Source organism: Nonomuraea sp. NPDC054003, assembly GCF_055585125.1.
This window is the reverse complement of the sequence record NZ_JBVJKR010000028.1, coordinates 34,932-52,916: the sequence shown is the minus strand read 5'-3', so window position 1 is coordinate 52,916 and position 17,985 is coordinate 34,932. Positions and strand designations below refer to the sequence as shown.

15 protein-coding genes are annotated in these 17,985 nt (G+C 67.8%); 9 read left to right on the top strand and 6 right to left on the bottom strand.

Translation table 11 applies throughout. From position 1 onward, the window contains the following. Window positions 1-17 precede the first annotated feature (17 nt). The 3 genes from ACZ6YG_RS43400 to ACZ6YG_RS43390 form a co-directional block, all read right to left on the bottom strand. Complete coding sequence (locus ACZ6YG_RS43400) at window positions 18-815, bottom strand: NYN domain-containing protein (protein WP_466021214.1); 798 nt, start codon at window positions 813-815, stop codon at window positions 18-20. A 267-nt stretch (window positions 816-1,082) separates the two neighbouring features. Continuing rightward, entirely contained in the window at window positions 1,083-1,484 is a 402-nt protein-coding gene (locus ACZ6YG_RS43395) for a hypothetical protein (RefSeq protein ID WP_466021213.1), read from the bottom strand. Between the two features lie 115 nt (window positions 1,485-1,599). Then, window positions 1,600-2,409 (bottom strand): hypothetical protein, encoded by an 810-nt coding sequence (locus ACZ6YG_RS43390; protein ID WP_466021212.1) that lies wholly within the window; start codon window positions 2,407-2,409, stop codon window positions 1,600-1,602. Window positions 2,410-2,638: 229 nt separating this feature from the next. Between ACZ6YG_RS43390 and ACZ6YG_RS43385 the strand changes: the two genes are divergently transcribed. From ACZ6YG_RS43385 to ACZ6YG_RS43365, 5 genes are all read left to right on the top strand, one after another. Next, the gene (locus tag ACZ6YG_RS43385; protein ID WP_466021211.1) at window positions 2,639-3,574 is read left to right on the top strand and encodes a tyrosine-type recombinase/integrase; all 936 of its coding nucleotides are present in this window, start codon (window positions 2,639-2,641) and stop codon (window positions 3,572-3,574) included. Between the two features lie 145 nt (window positions 3,575-3,719). Beyond that, complete coding sequence (locus tag ACZ6YG_RS43380; RefSeq protein WP_466021210.1) at window positions 3,720-4,517, top strand: ECF-type sigma factor; 798 nt, start codon at window positions 3,720-3,722, stop codon at window positions 4,515-4,517. A gap of 626 nt (window positions 4,518-5,143) precedes the next feature. Continuing rightward, complete coding sequence (locus ACZ6YG_RS43375) at window positions 5,144-6,493, top strand: competence protein CoiA family protein (protein WP_466021209.1); 1,350 nt, start codon at window positions 5,144-5,146, stop codon at window positions 6,491-6,493. 444 nt (window positions 6,494-6,937) lie between these two features. Then, window positions 6,938-7,642: a hypothetical protein gene (locus tag ACZ6YG_RS43370; RefSeq protein ID WP_466021208.1), complete on the top strand. Its 705-nt coding sequence runs from the start codon at window positions 6,938-6,940 to the stop codon at window positions 7,640-7,642. Between the two features lie 105 nt (window positions 7,643-7,747). After that, entirely contained in the window at window positions 7,748-9,472 is a 1,725-nt protein-coding gene (locus ACZ6YG_RS43365; protein WP_466021207.1) for an IS1634 family transposase, read from the top strand. Between the two features lie 322 nt (window positions 9,473-9,794). Here the strand turns inward: ACZ6YG_RS43365 and ACZ6YG_RS43360 are convergent, their stop codons facing one another. Further along, entirely contained in the window at window positions 9,795-11,240 is a 1,446-nt protein-coding gene (locus tag ACZ6YG_RS43360; RefSeq protein WP_466021206.1) for a hypothetical protein, read from the bottom strand. Between the two features lie 2,066 nt (window positions 11,241-13,306). Here ACZ6YG_RS43360 and ACZ6YG_RS43355 point away from each other — a divergent pair. Then, window positions 13,307-14,542 (top strand): hypothetical protein, encoded by a 1,236-nt coding sequence (locus tag ACZ6YG_RS43355; RefSeq protein WP_466021205.1) that lies wholly within the window; start codon window positions 13,307-13,309, stop codon window positions 14,540-14,542. An 83-nt stretch (window positions 14,543-14,625) separates the two neighbouring features. Here the strand turns inward: ACZ6YG_RS43355 and ACZ6YG_RS43350 are convergent, their stop codons facing one another. Beyond that, window positions 14,626-14,823, bottom strand: coding sequence for a hypothetical protein (locus tag ACZ6YG_RS43350; RefSeq protein ID WP_466021204.1), 198 nt, complete (start codon window positions 14,821-14,823; stop codon window positions 14,626-14,628). Between the two features lie 100 nt (window positions 14,824-14,923). Here ACZ6YG_RS43350 and ACZ6YG_RS43345 point away from each other — a divergent pair, with 100 nt between their 5' ends. From ACZ6YG_RS43345 to ACZ6YG_RS43335, 3 genes are all read left to right on the top strand, one after another. Continuing rightward, window positions 14,924-15,709: a hypothetical protein gene (locus ACZ6YG_RS43345; RefSeq protein ID WP_466021203.1), complete on the top strand. Its 786-nt coding sequence runs from the start codon at window positions 14,924-14,926 to the stop codon at window positions 15,707-15,709. Between the two features lie 171 nt (window positions 15,710-15,880). Next, window positions 15,881-16,318 carry a hypothetical protein gene (locus tag ACZ6YG_RS43340; RefSeq protein ID WP_466021202.1) on the top strand — a complete coding sequence of 146 codons (438 nt, stop codon included), beginning with the start codon at window positions 15,881-15,883 and terminating at the stop codon, window positions 16,316-16,318. A gap of 100 nt (window positions 16,319-16,418) precedes the next feature. Further along, a complete protein-coding gene (locus ACZ6YG_RS43335) occupies window positions 16,419-16,685 on the top strand; it encodes a hypothetical protein (RefSeq protein ID WP_466021201.1) in 267 nt (88 codons plus the stop codon). Window positions 16,686-16,741: 56 nt separating this feature from the next. On the opposite strand, the gene ACZ6YG_RS43330 is transcribed toward ACZ6YG_RS43335, so the two are convergent. Then, the gene (locus ACZ6YG_RS43330) at window positions 16,742-17,719 is read right to left on the bottom strand and encodes a hypothetical protein (protein ID WP_466021200.1); all 978 of its coding nucleotides are present in this window, start codon (window positions 17,717-17,719) and stop codon (window positions 16,742-16,744) included. Window positions 17,720-17,985: the final 266 nt, after the last annotated feature.

Below are 17,985 nucleotides of genomic sequence, written 5' to 3'. Positions count from 1 at the left end.
GCGGGTCCGGGATCCGCTCAGGTCCCCGGGGCCGACTGCTTGGGAGGCGCGGCGGTGTGGCGCTTGTCGCGGGCGTAGACGACGGCCGCTTTTCCGCCGCCGGGGGTGCGGCGGCGGTCCAGCTCGAACAGGGCGGTGGCAGCGAACAGGTCGCTGAGCTTGGTGTAGCCGTAGGTGCGGGAGTCGAAGTCGGGGCGTTGCTTGGTGATGATGTGGCCGACGGCCGCGAGTTGGGCCCAGCCGTCGTCGTCGGAGGCCGCCTCCACGGCATGACGCAGCAAGGCGACCACGTCGGTATCGGACGTCAGCTTCGCCGCCGAGGTCTGCGCAGCAGGTTTCGCCTCGGCCGGAGCGGCGGCGCGCTTGAGGTTCTCGAGGTAGATGAACTTGTCACACGCGGCGACGAACGGCTTGGGCGTCTTGCGCTCGCCGAACCCGAACACGGTCAGCCCGGACTCACGGATGCGGGCGGCCAGCCGGGTGAAGTCGCTGTCGCTGGAGACGATACAGAACCCGTCGAGGTGCCCCGAATACAGCAGGTCCATCGCGTCGATGACCATCGCGGCGTCGGTGGCGTTCTTGCCCAGGGTGTAGGAGAACTGCTGGATCGGCTGGATCGACTGGGCGAGCAGCTGCTCCTTCCAGCCTTTCAGGCGGGTGCCGGTCCAGTCGCCGTAGGCGCGCTTGACGTGCGCGGTTCCGTACTTGGCGACCTCCGCCAGCAATTCCTCCACCACGGTGGGCGGGGCGTTGTCGGCGTCGATCAGTACCGCCAGTTTCGCTGTGGTGGTGTCTGTGGTGCTCTCTGTGGCCATGCGCTGTGCCTTTCGATCTGATCGGCTCACGGATGCGTGTCGATCTCCCGGGCGGCCTCGCAGGCTCGGCCGTCCGCGAGCGTCGTCCAGGAGGCGGGCGGCAGCGATGAGCATGCGGTCGGCGTGTGCCGAAGGTGTGGCGCAGGGTGTGCGGGGAGGGCGCGCCGGTCTCGTCGAGCAACTCGCATTTTGGCGCTACGCCATAAGGGGCGATTAACGCCGAAAGGCCAGTCTCCTGGTCACGGTGGGTGTGCGCGCGGTTATCGGCTACGACGGCCGTCGGCGACGCCGCGGCCGGGGCCCGGGAAGCGTGGGCAGCGGCGTCGGCACGTCCCAGTCGATAACTCGTAGGCCAGCGGCTTTGATGTCTTGCTCGCTGACGCCAAGGAGTTGGATTGGGGTCTTGCCGCCTTCGCGCGCGAGCCACACCACCCGCCACCACTTCTCGGAGTGGGAGATCGCGTTCCAGTCGTCGGTGACGACGCCGGCGGCCGCGGCCTGTTCGTCGCTGACCCAGGGGAAGCGGCCCTCCGGATGTTTCCCAGTGCTGAGCAGAATCAAGCCCCACGCCGTGTGGTAGTCCATGGTCGCCGTGCAGGCAGCCAGCAGCCTGTATGTACGCCAGTGGAGGCGGGGGAACAGGACCCAGCGCCATGCCTTCAACGTCATCTCTTCAGATTCCCAGCCGCCCGGCGCACGTGCGAGTCAGTTGTTCATCACGTGCGTCGGCGAGTTGATCGGCCGGAGTCGGAGATCAGTCTTCCACCGATCCCCGCGTACCCGCTTATAGCAGATTCCGTGCCGTCAACCAGGTGTTCCATGCCTCCACGATGTCGTCGGCCAACTCGATGACGTCGTACTTCTGACCCCCGGAGGTCACATACCACTGGTGTTCCGCGATGACGGGGGAACCCAGGAAGACCGAGACGCTCTGGTTGCTGATCCTGGTGCTGTCATCCCCGGTCTTGCTGGTCCCGGTCCTCAGCTTGCGGTGTTTGACGCCATTGCAGAGGTCGGCGGCCAAGCGAAGAACCGGGATACTTCGCTGCGGGTTGGTGAAGAGTGCCTCCACGTCGCCGTTGGGCGGTATGCGCGGATCGTCGTCGTTCTTCAGCCAGTCCTTGAGATGGTAGGCGTCCTGGAAGAAGTGGAACAGACGGTCGCGAGCTTCGTCGGAACCTCCGCTCATGGCTCCCGAGGCGGCCTCCGCGAGGCGGACGTGGCTGCGCAGCATCCGCTGGTGCTGGTCTCGCCAGCCCTCGCCAAGCGGCCCGAGGCGAGGCTCGCGACCTTCGACGATCTCCCCGGTACCGCCGAGCAGCACGTACGCGGACCTCACCTCCGATTCGGCGGGATCAGCGCTAACCGGAACGACGCGCAGGTTCACGCCAGCAAGAGTTCGCGCCGCAACGTCTGCCGCTTCCCAGCTCGGCTTGGCGGGCGTCAGGTACAGACGGACCCTGCCCTGCTGAACGAACAGACACGCACCACCGGGCTGGGGATCCTGGGCGGGCTCGTCATCGTTTTCCCGGATGGTGAACCCGACGCGCGCGAGCGACTTTTCGGCCTTATCCCGTATCTGCTGCACGTCCACGCTGACGCTCCTGCGAGTCGAAGGGGTGAGGTACAGGAGACGTGCGAGGCCTATGTCTGGTTCACCCGGTTGTAGTTCCGCTATCGCAGATAGTGAGTCATTATCTGCGATAAGCTCGATCCCGCCGCCAGCGACGGCCCGGCCGACCTTGGACGCTCCGCAGAGCGCTTCCAGGCCGGACGGGGCGACTCGGGGTGCTTATCTGCGATAGACCTCCGGAGGTTCCCCCGTGGCGACAGTGCACCGAATCACCCCCCGCCCGGGCGCGCCCGTCATCAGCGCGGCCGTCGAGGCGTTCCTCGCCACCATCGACAACCGCAACACCGCCAAGGCGTACGCGATCGCGCTGCGCGCCCTGGCCGCTGAGCTCGGCGAGCAGGCCGCGCTGGAGGAACTGGAGGGCGAGGCCGGCGCCGACCGGCTCGCTGGCTGGTTCACCGGCCGCTGGGGCGGCGCGGCCGCGGCCACCTTCAACACCCGTCTGGACGCGCTCGGCTCCGCCAGCGCCTGGTGGCGCGACCAGGACTGGCTCACCGGCGACCCGCTGCGCCGCATACGCCGCCGTGCCCGCACCCCCGACCGCACCAAGGCCCTCGACCGTGCCCTCATCGAGGCCCTGCTCACCCGCGAGAAGCTGCCGCTGCGCGAGCGCACCCTGTTCCGGCTGCTGTACGAATCGGCGGCCCGGGCCGACGAGGTCCTCGCCCTCGACGCTAGCGACCTCGACCAGCGCAACCGCCGCGCCAAGGTCAAGCGCAAGGGCGGCGCCGTCGACGTCATCGTCTGGCAGACGCCCACCGCCCGCCTGCTGCCCCGCCTGCTGGACGGCCGCCGAAGCGGGCCGGTGTTCCTCACCGACCGGCGCGCCCGCGTCCCCCTGCCGCCGGCCGACATCGACCCCGCCTCCGGCCGGGCCCGGCTGTCTTACCGCCGCGCCGCCGAGCTGTTCGAGACCGAGACCGCTGACCTGCCCGGGGGCCCTTTCACGCTCCACCAGCTGCGCCACAGTGCTCTGACGCACGCCGCCGAGGACGGCGCGAACACCTCGACGCTGCTGGCCTACTCCGGCCACACGTCGGTCGCGTCGCTCGCCCGGTACGCCCGCGTCTCTCCCGAGGCACTGGCGCGCTGGCAGCAGAACCGTGATCCGGGCGCACGCCGCTAATCGGCAGGGGCGCATGATCGGCGCAACCCTCCACCTCCTGGGACGCGAAAGAAATCTTGAAAATAGCTGGGGGATCCTGGGATCCGTGCACCTAAGAAGGGCTGACCACAGAGGCCTCTGCGGTCAACCCGCAAGGAAGGACGGTATGGTGCCTGATCCCGGCGAGCATCGGCCAGGCGCCGCGGTGCTGTCGGGCATGCCCTTACAACGGCCAGTAGAGGCAGATTCCCAGATCCCCGAGAGCTGGCTGCAGGAGCGTGAGCACCTCGGCGAGGCCGAGAAGGTCGACCGGCTGGCCGCCGACCTTGATCTGGTGAACAGTCTGGCGTGGGGTCGCTTCGAAGGCGCGGACTATGAGGTGTTCGCCAACGAACTTGCCAAGTACGGATTGGCGGTCATCGGTGGCTGGATTCGGCGGGGTCTCATTTTGACCCGTTGCCGTGAGCGAGGATACGGAGGGCTGCCCGAGCCACCCCTGGGCGCTTTCGATGACCCAGATACCGTCCAGGAACTGGCCGGTGAGACCGTGGGAAAGGCCCTCTACCACTTCCGCGAAGGCGTTCTGTTGGCCAGGAAATGGGACTACCGCAAGGGTGCCTCCCTGCGGACATACTTCATCGGCCAGTGCCTGATCCGTTTCGCCAACATCTACCGTCAGTGGATCAAGACCGAACTGCGCAGGCATCCTGTCGCCGACCACGAAACCCTGGACCTGCTCGAACGCGCCCACACGGCTGGTCCCGAGGATCGCGTCATCGAGCTGGCCCACGTCCAACGTGCCCTGGCTGCCATCTCCAACCCGCAAGTGCGGCATGCACTGATCCTGCGCGCAGCGGGCCTACCCATCCGGGAGATCGGACAGCGGCTGAATGTCTCGGAAAAAGCCGTGGAACGCATGATCGCTAACGAGAGGGTTCGGATGACGAAACGAGGCATCGCATGAGCGAGATCAAACGGAAAATCGAACGATCCTCGCTGGGGACCAAGAACGCCCAAGCAGCCAGACGGAGCGTGTCACCAGATGCTGCCACCAAGGTTGTCGCGATGGCCGCAGCCATGAAAGCAAAAATCTCTCCGAAGAAATCTGGGGGAAACCCCACCAGTCGCACATACACCTCTGGTGTCAGGCCGATCCAATCGGGACCGGCCCAGTAACTGAAAGCAGGCCCTCATGGCCAAGAACACCGGAGCCGGGTACCGGCGGGGTGCGGTGAGAAACAGGTCGCAGGTCAGTACTCCCACCGGCTGGGTCAAGCGCGACGCAGACACAGGCCGCTTCCTTGACAAGAAGGCCGATGACCAGCCCTTTAAGGGCGTTCGCCGCGAACAGTAGAGAACCGCCTGCACCACCTTGCTGGCCGGGGACGCATCCATCGTCCCCGGCCAGCGGCATGCCCAGCCTAATGTTCGACTTCGAGCGACGGAGCGACCACTCGTCCGGCGGTTTCCCGCACACGGCGGTGCATATTCGCTTGGGAGCGTCGCGGCGAATTGGCCGCGGGCAGCGAACGATCAGAAACCGGCGCTGGTAGTAGCCACTTTGTCGGTGTCCCACCGTATCGTCGGAGGGTGACCCATAGCGTCTTTCATCGACTCTACGGAATCGAGCTCAACCTCACGGAAGAGCATTTCGGGCATCCCGAGCACCCCGGCCTGATTGACGAGCTGTACCGGCGGTACAGGTCAGATGCGTTGTATTGCCTGGATGCTTATGAGCACGGCGGGTACGCGTGTCCTGGCTTTATGAGCCTGAGAAGGCGCGACGGTCGTTTCTACGCGTATCACGTGCCCGAAGGCGAGCGGCAGGAGACCCAGCCAGAAAGCGATCTACACAAGGCGTTGAAGGACTACACCGCCGAGACCGCTGATCGGCAGGGTTTTGCGGTGCGCGTGGAAGATCGCGCCAGACACGGCAAGCGTCGCACCGACGTTACCGTCATTGGTGCCGAAGGCCGCAAGCTCGGATATGAGATCCAGCTTTCCGCGATCGCGAAGGGCTCCGTCGACAGGCGAACTCGTACCGCGCTGGCCGACGGCTTGACGCCGCTGTGGCTCGTCAACGATGAGAACGCCATTCCCATCGATCGAGCCCCATGGGCTCGTCTGAACGTTTTCAGCTGGAAGGACGTGCGACGGCGCGATGCCCTTCCGGTTCGTGGTGGTGTGAAGACGTTACGAATGACACCCTGCGATGGCGGCAATCCTCTTCCCTGCCCGCGCACTGGTCGCGGCCGGTGCGGCGGCCGCCACGGCGTGTGGGAGCCAACACACGGTCTGAACTACGACGACGTCATCCGTCAAACCGCCACCGGCGAGCTCGTTCCGCTGTTCGTGGAGCGATCCGACGGCCGACGGCGCTGGCACCTGTGGGTCACGCCCATGGACAAGGAGAGGTTCCTGCAGGGCCGCCCTGAGCCCTCCCCAGCTGATGTCCATGACCGGGTTACTGCCCGAGAGGATCGCCCCCTGGTCCCACGCGAACGTGACCCAGCCTGTCATTACGGCGAAGACACCTGGATTCGAGCCGAACTGTCCCGCCCTCGCGACAGCGGCGATCCAATTGATGCCTCCGACTGGGTCTCTGAGCCGGGTCTTCCCACTCGAGAGGTCGACGGCTTTCTCATCCCCGGCGACCTGATCGCCACCCAGCGCGCCTTCTACCAATCGGAAGCGCGCTGCGTCCGGATAGGTGCCACACACCCGCGTCCTACCGATATCGCGGCCGGCCTTGCCGAGATCACCGACGAGCAACGCACCGAACTGGCCCGAGCCCGTGGCGAACGCCTGAGCCTGGTCAAGGCACTGCAGAGCCATCCCTGGTGGGACGGCGTCAGCAACCGCTACCAGGCCCAGCTCGCGCTCTACGCCGCAGCCAAGGGCGACGATGCGTCCGAACAAGGCCCGCAGCTCTCTGCTTGAACAGGGAACTGCCGGACTCGCTGGGGGCCGCACGCAGCAACTCCGGGGGTGATGGCGGCGGGGTGGCCGCCGGTGCGACTCCGGGCCTTGGTGGCGGGCCAGACGTCGATTACACCCGTCGTCCTCTCTCAACACACGGTGTTTCGGGCTGCCCCGTCCAGTGGGCGAGGTTGTGTCGGGCGGCCAGGGTGTCGGGGTGCTCGGCGTCCTGAACGCGCTCGATGGTGGGGAGTAGGGCGGCGAGCTGGTCTCGGGCACCAGCCGGATGGTTTCCTGGCCGTGCCCAGTGGTGGAGAAGGCCATCGCCAACGGACCCGCAGCAGGCGGACACTTGCTCACCGACGTCCAGACCGCGGCCGCCGAGCTGCCGCAGACTCAGCGCGATCAACACACCCGACCCTCGTAAAGCCGACGATTCCCCGACACCCGCGGGAGGCCTACCTGATGGCCACGACCCCTCAACCGCCCGGCCTGGACGTCGCCCCGCTGCTGACGCCGGCGGACCTGGACCAGCTCGCCCGCGCCGCCGCCGTCTCCTACACCTGCGTGGCCTGCCGGCGGCCCGGCAAGCTGCCCGAAACCCCGGCCGCGGTGATTGTGCTGCGCGACGGCCTGGTGAGCGTCGCCCAGCTCGCGCACCGCTCCTGCGCCCGGTCAGGGCTGGTCGAGACGCCCGGTCTGGCAGCGGCGCTGACCGCGCGCACCGCGCAGACCGGCGTTGACGCGGTGGCCGCCCTGCTGCCGCACGCGGGCGGCAGCCACCGGCCCGCCCTGCTGGTAGAGGTCAGCGTGGCACTGGCCACCGACGCCGGCCACGGGGAGCGCATCGACGCAGTGACCGCCTGGCTGCTGGAGCACGGCCTGCACCTGGTGGCCACCGTGACCACCGCCGGGAGCGCCGTCGTAGACGCCGAACCCGAGGCGGCCCCGGGCTGGACGGTCGACCTGCACGGCCCCACCGGCCTGCGGGTGATCGGCCCGGGTGGTGCGCTGTATGAGGGCGACCTGCAGACGGATCCGGCCTGGCGGCAGGCGGCCGCCGGCGCGGGCGTCGTGCCTGCTGTTGGTCGGCACCGGACTGCGCCTGCACCCCGGGTTCCGCAGTTCGTAGTCACACATGGCGAGTGCGCAGCGAGAATCTGCAGGTAGACGGCCTGTAGTGAGCTTCGAGGTGCCGCGAAGGGCCGCGAGTGTAGTAACACGACCTCGAAAATTTCATGTACGTGAGCTCATGGTTCATGGTTGTGTGTAGTCATGTACTTGCGGTTCACCCGGCGGACCAACGCCGACGGCAGTGTGGTCAGATATGTCGCGCTGGCCCACAACCGGCGCGTAGACGGCAAGATCAAGCCGGATGTGCTGATGAACCTGGGCCGGGTCGACCGCCTGGACGTGGGCGGCCTGCTCGGGCTTGCAGCCTCCATCCGCAAGCATTTCGGCGGCGGCCTGGACGACTCCGGCCAGGCCGATGACGCCGTCGAGGTCGGCCGGCATGCCGGCAGCGCCCCGATCGAGGTGACCGACTCCCGTCCCATGGGCGCCGTCTGGCTGCTGGAGGGCCTGTGGCGGCAGCTGGCCGTCGCCTCGGCGATGAAGAAGGCGGCCGACGGACGGCGCTTCACCACCAACATGGAACGAGTACTGTTCGCGCTGGTCGCCAACCGGGCGATCGCGCCGATGAGCAAGCTGTCAGCCGCCGAATGGGCCAGCCAGGACGTGATCATCCCCGGCCTGGCGGCGATGGACGACGACCAGGCTTATCGGGCGATGGACCTGCTGGTGGAGGCCGACACCCAGGGCGAGGTTCAGGAGGCGGTGTTCTTCGCCGTCGCCCACCTGCTCAACCTCGAAGTCGACCTGCTGTTCTTCGACACCACCTCGACCTACTTCGAACGTGACGAGGAAGACTCCGGCGAGCAGGCCTTTCGCACCTACGGCAAGTCCAAGGATCATCGTGACGACCTGCCCCAGATCGTCATCGGGCTGGCCGTCACCCGTGAGGGCATCCCGGTCCGGGTGTGGTGCTGGCCCGGCCACACCAACGATCAGAGTGTGCTGGCCGAGGTCAAGGACGACATGCGCGCCTGGAAGCTGGGCCGCGTCATCACCGTGGTCGACCGCGGCTTCTCCTCCACTGACAACCTCGCCTACCTACGCCGCGCGGGCGGCCACTACATCGCCGGGATGCGCATGCGCGACGGCGGCGCCCTGGTCGAACAGGCGCTGTCGCGGCAGGGCCGCTACCAGAGCGTCCGCGACAACCTGCGCGTCAAGGAAGTCCGCATCGACGGTGCCGGCGACGTCAGGTTCATCATCTGCCACAACCCCGACCAGCAACAGCGCGACCAGCAGCACCGCGAGCAGGCGATCACCCGGATCGAGGCCGAGCTGGAACGGATCAAGGCCCAGCGCGAACGCGAAGCCAGGCGCGAACTGAGCGCCAAGGCGCGGGAGAAGACCGAGGCCGCCCACGTCCGCGCCGAGTGCGCGCTGCGCGACCACCCCACGCTCAAGCGGTGGATCCGCCAGCAGAAGAACGGACGGCTGGTGATCGACCGGGCCAAGGTCAAGGCCGAAGAACGGCTGGACGGCAAGTACCTGCTGGCCACCAGCGATCCCGACATCAGCACCGAAGACGCCGCACTCGGCTACAACAACCTCCTGGAAGCGGAGCGAGGCTTCCGGGACATGAAGTCCGAACTGCTCCTGCGCCCGGTCTTCCACCGGCTCGAACACCGCATCCGCGCGCACGTGCTGATCTGCTGGCTGGCCCTGCTGCTGACCCGCGTCGCCGAACGCGGATGCGGACAAAGATGGCCCCGAATCAACCGCGAATTGTCCCGTCTGTCCCAAGTCACCCTCGCAGGACCGGCTGGAACCGTCGTCCACACCACCCCGCTACGACCCGCACAACGAGCCGTCTACCAGGCACTTTCCATCACACCGCCGGCACGGGTCTCCGTCTTCGAACCCGCCTGACCCGACCAGCACCCGGCCGCAGAGGGCGTAGGCACACGACCCTCCCCGGCCCTGCACGCGTTCTCCCAGGTCAACACCCAAATCCGGGCCCACGTGTGACTACCAACTGCGGAACCCGGGTGCACCAGGCCCCGGCGAACATGTAGGAGGCCCTGATGCGCGTGGACGAGGTGGAGCGTGAGGGTCGGCTGGCCGGTGGCCTGGGGGCCGTGCAGACGCGTTGAACCCTGGGGATCAGAGACGTGGCCCAAGGCCGATCGGTGGCCTTGTCCCAGGTGGGCCGTCACCGCGGAGTCCAGGCCGGGCTGACCGCGACGGCCCTTTAAGAGCTGGCGAGCAAGGCACGGAGCAGATTCACTTCCCGTGTCGTGAAACGGGTATCGCCGAGCGCCGGTGCGACGTCGGAGACGTGCGTGCCGGAAGTCTCGGTGGCAAGACGGCTGGCGCTCAGGGCCGACGTCCAATACAGGCGGCGGATGTCGTCGGCGCGAGCCAGGGTGTAACGCTTGATCTGTCCGGCCTGGGCGGCGTGCCTGCCGGTGGCCAAGACGGCGAGCGCAATCGGAGTGCTGGTGGCGATGGACTCGCCATACCGGCGCCACCTGTTGGCGCTCTCGGAGTTGCCCAGCTCGTCATAGGCCGTAGCCACCGAGTAGCAGATCCGGCGGGGGATCTCGCCGTGGAAACGGTCGCCGTGGTGCGGAATGACATCGACGGCCAGCATGGGGTATGTCTCCTGGGCGCGCTGCAGGAAGTGAGTGCCTTCACCTATGGCGTCCCGGTTGACCAGCAGGATTCCCAGTTCCAAGCAGGCGAGGGCGTACGGGATGGCGTCCGCAGCCCGGCTGGGCTGGGTTTCCGCCAGCTCCAGCACACGCAGTCCGTACGGGCCGAACCAGGAACGGATGCGGTCATGGCTGATGCTCTTGTGCGCACCCAGGGTGGTCAGCGTCGCGTAGGTGGCCTCCTGTTCCACCGGCTGAGGCGGCTCGAGCTGCCGCCACTTGGCGCGAGCAGGAGGCGACCGCCGTGACACGGAGGGATCGGACGCTGGCCCGCAGGCCGTTGCCGGTGCCCGCCATTTCTCCTGGAGCTGCGGGGCCGCACTCGGCGCCATGGGGTCGAGCCAGAGATCAGGATCGGGCCAGGTTCCAGAGTCGGGCCAGCTGTCGGCGGTGAAAGACGTGAGGTAGTCGGGATCGCCCAGAAAGGAGGGATAGGTGGGCGAGGGCGGCGCGGCGTCGGAACCAGCCGGCGCGGTGAGCCGGCTGCGCAGCGGCGCGTGAGAAGGGGGTGCGGGCAGGATCATCTTCTCCCAGGGAGAGACCGGGATCTGTGCCTTCTTCCCCCCTGTCTCCGCGAGCTCACCGGCGTGGGACGGCCGCGGCTGCTGCGACTCCACTGTGGGGCTGGCCGTGGCTTCGCCCCCCGCAGGGATGAAAGCCGGCGCGGTTTCGACGTGATCATTCCTGAGCGCCAGGTAATGCTGATGCCACTGCCGGTAGGTGCCCAGCACCTCGTCAGGGTCCAGCTCGGTGGTCTTCACATAGCGCTGGCATGCCCGGAAGAACGACGCCGCCCACTTCCAACTTTGCGGCGTCTTGCGACGGCCGTTCAGGACGTTCTGTATGGCGGTTTTGCTCAATTTGTCCGACCGTGACAGGCGCACGATTTCGCCGTAAGACGGAGATCCGGCCTTCTTCCAGAGCTCGACCAGCGCCGCGACACAACGGTCGGTCGGCGTCGAAGCAGGAGGGGAACCGCTCATGGGCGATCTGCACCGCCAATCCTGATCGCCGTTGATGAGGAAGGGTAGGACGCCGATTCTTCCGTATCGCCGCCTTACCGAATGCCGACCACAGGGAGGGTCGGTGGTCCGCATCGGTCCGCATCGGTCCGAGTCGTTCCATCCCGGTGCGGCTCTTACTGGCCGAGATCCCGAAGGGATCCTTTCTGACCTGGGACGACACCAGTCCGGAACGATCCGCATCGATAGGACCCCTCACCACCAGGGCAGGAACGGGAGGTGACGGTACGCTGACCGCGGCGCTGCCCGGCGGACCGGGCCGGAACGGCCCCCCGGAACGCCGGCGGGTATGTGAGGGCCGGCGGGTCCAGTCCTTCCCTTCTTATTCCTGATCCGCAGGTCACGCGGGCTATACCGAGCGCATGTTCGTTCCGTTTGGGTCCGTTGCGGCCCTTCTGGCCGCCGCTATCGCGGGCGGGCACTATGCATGAAGAGCGGAACGCGAAACACCCCTTCGCGTTTTCCGAAGGCCCGTCTTCTGGCAACCCTGAAGCCGGGCCGAAACCCGTCGGCGTAGAGCCGACAATCAGACGGCAAACGGGAAATTTCCCATGCCGGATAGCGCCCCTCATAGGGCCGCCCTGCTCGGTGATCTTCGGAATGGAAGGGCTTAAGCGTGGTTGAGGCCCCCATTGCCGCAGGTCACATGGCCATTACTGCGGTCGGGGCCCGCCGCGACACAAACCGTGCATTCCGTTGATGAACGCTCACCGAGGGTGAGAAGACTTCGGAGTGTGGCGATTCGGTTGCGGACATTGGGACGGGCGGGTTAGGTGTGTCTCGACAGACTCCGGTGGGGTGGGCAACCGGACCTTGAGGGGTGCGCCGATGGGCGTCCCTTTGTGGTTGCCGTCTCGACTCCAGAAGGGGGATGTTCATGGCTCGCTGCGGTCCCCTCCTCGCGCATGTGGCAAGGGTGATCCGATGCGGGCCTTTCTCGTTGTCTGAGCAGATTGCCCAGATCAAGCAATCGGAGAGGATGATTCTTCATGTCCGCAATCCAGCCCCCGGCCGGCGGCGCGGAGCCCCCCGGGCGCGAGGCCCCGCCAGGTCCTCCCGCCGAATCGCCCGCGGCCGATCCCCCCACCAGCTGGATGGGGGAGGTGGCGCGGATGGTCCGGGACGTAGTTGACAGCACCCCCCGGACCATCCGCCTGTGCATCGTGATCGCGGTTGCCGCCGCGGCGTGGTTCTTGATCAAGTAACCAGATCAAGTAACCACCTGATGCACGGGTGATTCAGGCCCCAGGCTAAGACGCAACCCAGGATCGGATGCCCGGTTTATCAAGATCGCAGGCTTCTTGTCCATGGATGTGGCGTTTTGTCCTGGGGCCTTCGCGTGCCGTTCACCCGGTGATCGGCGCGTCGACGACAGGTCGATCGTCCCCGCACCTGGCACCGGCGGAACATTCCGCCATGGCCGAACAGCGTACGGTTTCCCGCCTCTGCTCCCAAGGCTTCCCCGACAAATTAAGAAATTACTGATGCAACTTCCAAATGCATGTGCACCGGCATCGTCCGGGCCCTGCCTGGAACTGCTCTCCTGGCGCGAACCTCGTCGTACGGGCGGGCGGCTGCATGTCGCTGAGCTGCTCACGGGGTAGGTGATCGGGGGCGGGATGGGTTCCTCGAGTATCCCCAGGTAGGGGAAGCCACCAGAGGTCGGCGTGGTGGGCGAGCAGCCGGACGCCGCAGATACTGCCGATCGTCTGGAAGCCGCCACTATGTAGCCAAGCGTGCGCGCCGAGCTGGAGCGCGAGTACGAGCAGGCATGCCGGCGAGGTCGACTGGCTGCGTCAGGACCTGGCCGTGAAGGAGGGTGAAACCGTCGGTGGCTCGGCGTACGGTGAACCTCAGAGGCCGTACGCGCTGGCCCGCTTCCGAGTCACCCGCCGCCCACGTCGGCGGTGGCGAAGAGGACAAGGTCCCCGGATCGCGCGATGACGAACGCTCCGCCGACGACGACCTGGTCGTGACGACTCCCTGGCGGGGTGACGTGGGCACCCTCGCCCCCGAAGGAGCCGGCCATGGTCAAGAACAGCGCCAGCAAGAAGGACATCAGGGCCCGCCAGGCCGCCACCGGCGAGGCGTACAACGCCGCGCGGCGCGCCCTCGACCGCGACCAGGCCGCCGCCGTGTGGGTCCTGGTGAGCTTGACTCTCGGCCCCGAGTCGGACGGCCGCGCCGTCCACCTCAGCCAGCGGGACAGGGCGGCCGTCGCGCTCGCGCTGTCCGGAGCCTGGCGGTACGCGCGGGTGCCGTGCCCGCGGGCCGTCGTCTGGCAAGTCAGCGGCGGCCGCGAGCGGGTGGTGCTGCTGACGCGCCTGATCTTCACCCGCCCGCCCGCCGGCGGCGACCTGACCACCGAAGAACTCGACAGCTTGGCAGAGGCCGCCCGGCACGCCTTGGTGATGCGTGGTCGTCCAATGGTCAGCGCCACGGCGGAACTCGCCCCGGCCGCCGACGTCGACCAGCTCGGCGAGCACGCCGTCGAGTTCGGCGAGCACAGCCCCGAGATCGCCGAGCGGGACTGGTGGCGGCACGCCCTGGTGCGCCTGACCCGGGACGTGACCACGGGTAGCCCGTACACCGAGCCGACCCACCACCGCGCAGGTCGCGTGCTGAGCCTGTGGCAGACCGGCCGCAAGGACTGGCCGATCGACACCACCCAGTGGACCACCAACCTGGACGTGGACCTGATGGGCTTCGTCCCGGACGACGCGGTGACGCTCATGGAGGTGCTGGAGGAGAAGCCGCCGCGGCTGACCGACCCGATCGAGCCGATGCACGCCCGGCTGGTCCGCCGGTGGGCGCGCGCCAGGGCGCTGCTGGCCAACGTCGCCGGCGACGACACCGCGACGCGCGCGGACCGGGTCCTGGCGCACGACCACCGCCAGGAGGTCACCCGGCAGGTGCAGAACGAGGTCAACGATGCCCAGCGCGCCCAGCAGTGCCCGGAGCCTGAGCTGCTGCGCCTGGCCGCCGACATCTTGGAGGAGGTCGTCCAGCAGGGTGCCAGCGGCTACCAGTGGGACGTGGACGGCGCCCGCGCGGTCGCCGCCGACCTGCGCGCCCTGGCGGCCGATCCGGCGGCCGGCCCTCATCTGAGGCCGCGGCTGTGGGCGGCCGAGGAGGCGCTCAGCACAGCGCTGCAGGTAGACGGCGCGGTCGGGGTGGACGCCCGGCTGACCCCACGTGAGCGGAAAGAGGCGGAGGTGCGCTTCGGCGCACGCTTGGCTGCCCTGGTCGACGCCGAGCGCTGAAAGGGGCGTCCATGCCGGAAGGGCCGGGGCAGCGTGTCCAACTGTTCCCCGGCCCTTCCGATTGAGCGTCGCGTTCCGGCGGGTCAGCGCCACTGGTGCTTGCGGGAGTTGCGGCCGTAGTGACGGGCGTCGATCATCTGCCGGGCCTCATCAGCGTTGTCCTGGTGCTGCTGGGCCGCCCAGTCGTGGCCCTGCTCGGAGCGCTGGGCCGCGTTCGCGCTCTCATCGCGGACGATCTTCTGCAGGTCCTCGCGGGTATATTCGCTCGGCAGCAGTGGCATCGGATTCTCCTCCCCGGCTGGGTACTGCCAGCGTGCGCCCACCACAAGCGTTCGTCAAGGTTTCCTTGACGATAAGTTTTGGTCAGGGAATGCTTGACGTATGAGTGAAAGTGAGACCGGAACCCGTGCCTTCTCCCGGGCCGCGCTGGCCCGCCTGGCCGTCACCTACGAGGCCGCCGATGCCTCCGACGGCTACCGCACCCTGGCCGCCGACGGCGACCACCGCGACCATGAGCCGGGCGAACTGGCCAGCGCCGCCTTCCGGCTGTTCGACCAAGGCCGCGCAATCCTGCGGGCCGCCGTCATCGCCGAGCGGCTGACCGGCACCTCCTGGGAGACGATCGGCGCCAACCTCGGCGAGATCAGCAAACAGGCCGCCCACGAACGCTACGGCGCCGCCGAGACCGTCTTCCGCCGCGCCGCGCTGATGGCCTGGCTGGTCCCCGACCGCGCCGACGACCAGCTCGGCGAACTCGCCGACCCCGGCGCCGCTCTCGCCCGCCTGACCCGCTGGCTCCAAGCCCCGCACCAGCTGCCGCAGACCGGCCCCGACACCGGGACCCGGCCGGCCGCCGACGCGGCGCTCGACTACCTCCCGCCCGGCTACCCGGCCATGACCGACACCGAGCGGGCCGGGCTCATCATCGAGGCCGCCAACCTGCTCAGGGGCGCGGGCGTGTACAAGAGCGCCGGGGTGACCGAGCACGAGCGGCGCGAGGTCGAGCTGGGCCTGGCCCGCCGCAAGGTCGAGCTGTACGAGGCGATCGCCGCCGAGCGTCCCGATGACGCCGAGCACGCTGACCTGCTGGCCGGCGCCCGCGCCCGCCTGGCCGTGCTGGAAGGCGACGAACTGGCCGCCCGCCACTCCCGCGGGAGCCGTCCATGACGAACCAGGACCGCTCGCTGCCGGTGTTGCTCAGCGCGGCCGCCACGCTGCTGGAGCGCGCCGGCGGACTGCCGCCGATTACCGTCGACTGCGACCTCGCCCACACCGCGCTCGCCGGCGTCGGGATCCGGCCGGCCTCCTCCCACGCCCCCCGCCGACGACCAGCGCGCCGTGGTCGAAGCCGTCGCCGCCGCGATGGGATGGCCCTGCAGGCGGCTGGGCACCGGCGACGGGTGGATCGCCTCCGGCCACGTCGACGGAGTCGCAGCGGAAGCGCTCGCGGCCCCGTTGCCGATGTGGGCGGCCGCCGAACCGGCCGGGGCGCGCGCCAGCCGGGTCACCACCACCGCCGAGCACGCAGCCCTGCTACGCGGCCTTATCGACTGGAGCGCCACGCTGCCCGCCACCGGCGTGGCCGCGCTGCAGGTGTACGAGGACGTCCACGACAGCCGCGAGCTCCGGGCGCGCCTGGTGGTGGTCGACCGGGCGAGCGCGGCACGGATCGGCGAGGTGGTGCTGACCGTGCCCGACGACGGCTGGTCCGGCTACGCCGGCACCGGCCTGCTGCCCACCGGCCACGAGCTCGCGGTGAGCGTCGGCCGCTACTGACCCCGCGACCCGGCCCCCTCTCCTCTCGGGTCGTGGTCACGGCGAACCACCGCGGTGCCGACCTCCGGCACCGCGAACAACAGGAAAGGAGCACATCCCGATGACCATCAAGATTCCCGAGTGGTACTGCGACCCTCCGTGCACGAAGGCGAACCCCGCAGCGCGGAGACGCCCGAGGACGGCCCGGGCACTCTCAAGCTGGTCTCGTTCGGGCTACCTGCACGGCCCGTCGCCGGCGGCCGACCGCGTCGAGGACGTCGTGCTCAACACCGCCGGCGCCCGCGAGCTCATGGACAACCTCGCCGACTACGCGATGCTCCCGGCCGGCCCCGCCGCCTGCTGCTCGCCTCCGCTATCGCGGCAGTAACGAGGCCCAGCAGGCGTTGGCAGCCCTGGTGACGCTGTGGGGAGCCGTTATCGGTGTCAGGTGCTGTCGGGGTTGGCAAGGTCGTCACGGGCGATGACAACGCGGGTGGCCTTGCCGGCCTTACTGGCGGTGGTGGTCGGTGGTAGGGCCCGGACGTGGATGAAGTACACCCGGATGCCGACGAGTTCGGCATACGGCGGCCAGACGCCGGGGGTGCCGTCGGTGGGGAGATCGAGGAGCTTGTTGGTGAGGTTGTAGATAACGAGGTAAGCGGTGTGCTGCCCGTAGTCGTGGGCGTATTTGATGATCTGGTGCATGCCCTTGATGAGGTAGGACTTGCCTCGCCCGTCACCGTCGAAGATCTTCCCGTCGCAGATCAAGGGCTCGCCGCCGTCGAGGTCGCCAATCAGGTCCGCTTCACCTGAAGCGGATCGTGGCTTGGCGTGTGTGAGGTGATCGCCTTCAAGGAACAGAAAACGCTGAAGGTCGAGGTTATAGATCTCCTCACCGTTGCGGGTGTCAGTCATGTACCGAGCGTGCAGTTCTTCACGATCGAACCACTCGATGCGGGTCCGATAGCGCTGCAAGGTGTGCAGGATGCTGCTCCCTGCGCCGATGCGTTCGCTGAGGAAGTCGAATAGCGGCTGCAGGATGTCCTCGGTGAACTCCCGCCAGCTGTCTTGAAGGTTGGACTTGCTGCTGTACTCCATGGCGGTCCGGAACCCGGCCTGGGAATCGCGCTCGTCCTCCGTGGCGATGTCCTGCAGCAGTTCCCAGACAAGGGTGGCACGTCCTTCCTCGGTCCTGCTCGTCCAAACGAACGGCTCGTCGGGGGCCAGACCTGCACGGAAACGTTCTCGGTCCAGGCTGGATTCGGCTCTAGCCGCTTCCTCCAAAAGGCCTCTGAGGGCCGGTTGGCCTTTGATCCACGCGACCGTGAGATGTACCTCGTGGCCAGCACTAGTGAAGGGCGCAATCATGAGTCGGCGAAGTCGTTCGCGTACGGCTACCTGCAGCTTCTGCTGGTACATCATCGGCTGAGGCCCTTCAGAGCTTGTGCGATCCCCTGGTCGACGACCTCGCCTGCGTTCTGAGCACTACCGGTGTCGTCGACCAGTCGAATCTGGATGAAACAGCAGGGACAAGGGATGGTGGCCTGAGCTACAACTTCTGAGTACCTGATCCAGATCGGGTAACCGCACTGAGTGCAGGAAACCTCGTGATCTGCTCTAAGGAACTGTGTGGCGAGGGATTCACCCATGACGGCATTCTTCCGTAGGGGTCGGACATCGAACAGCGC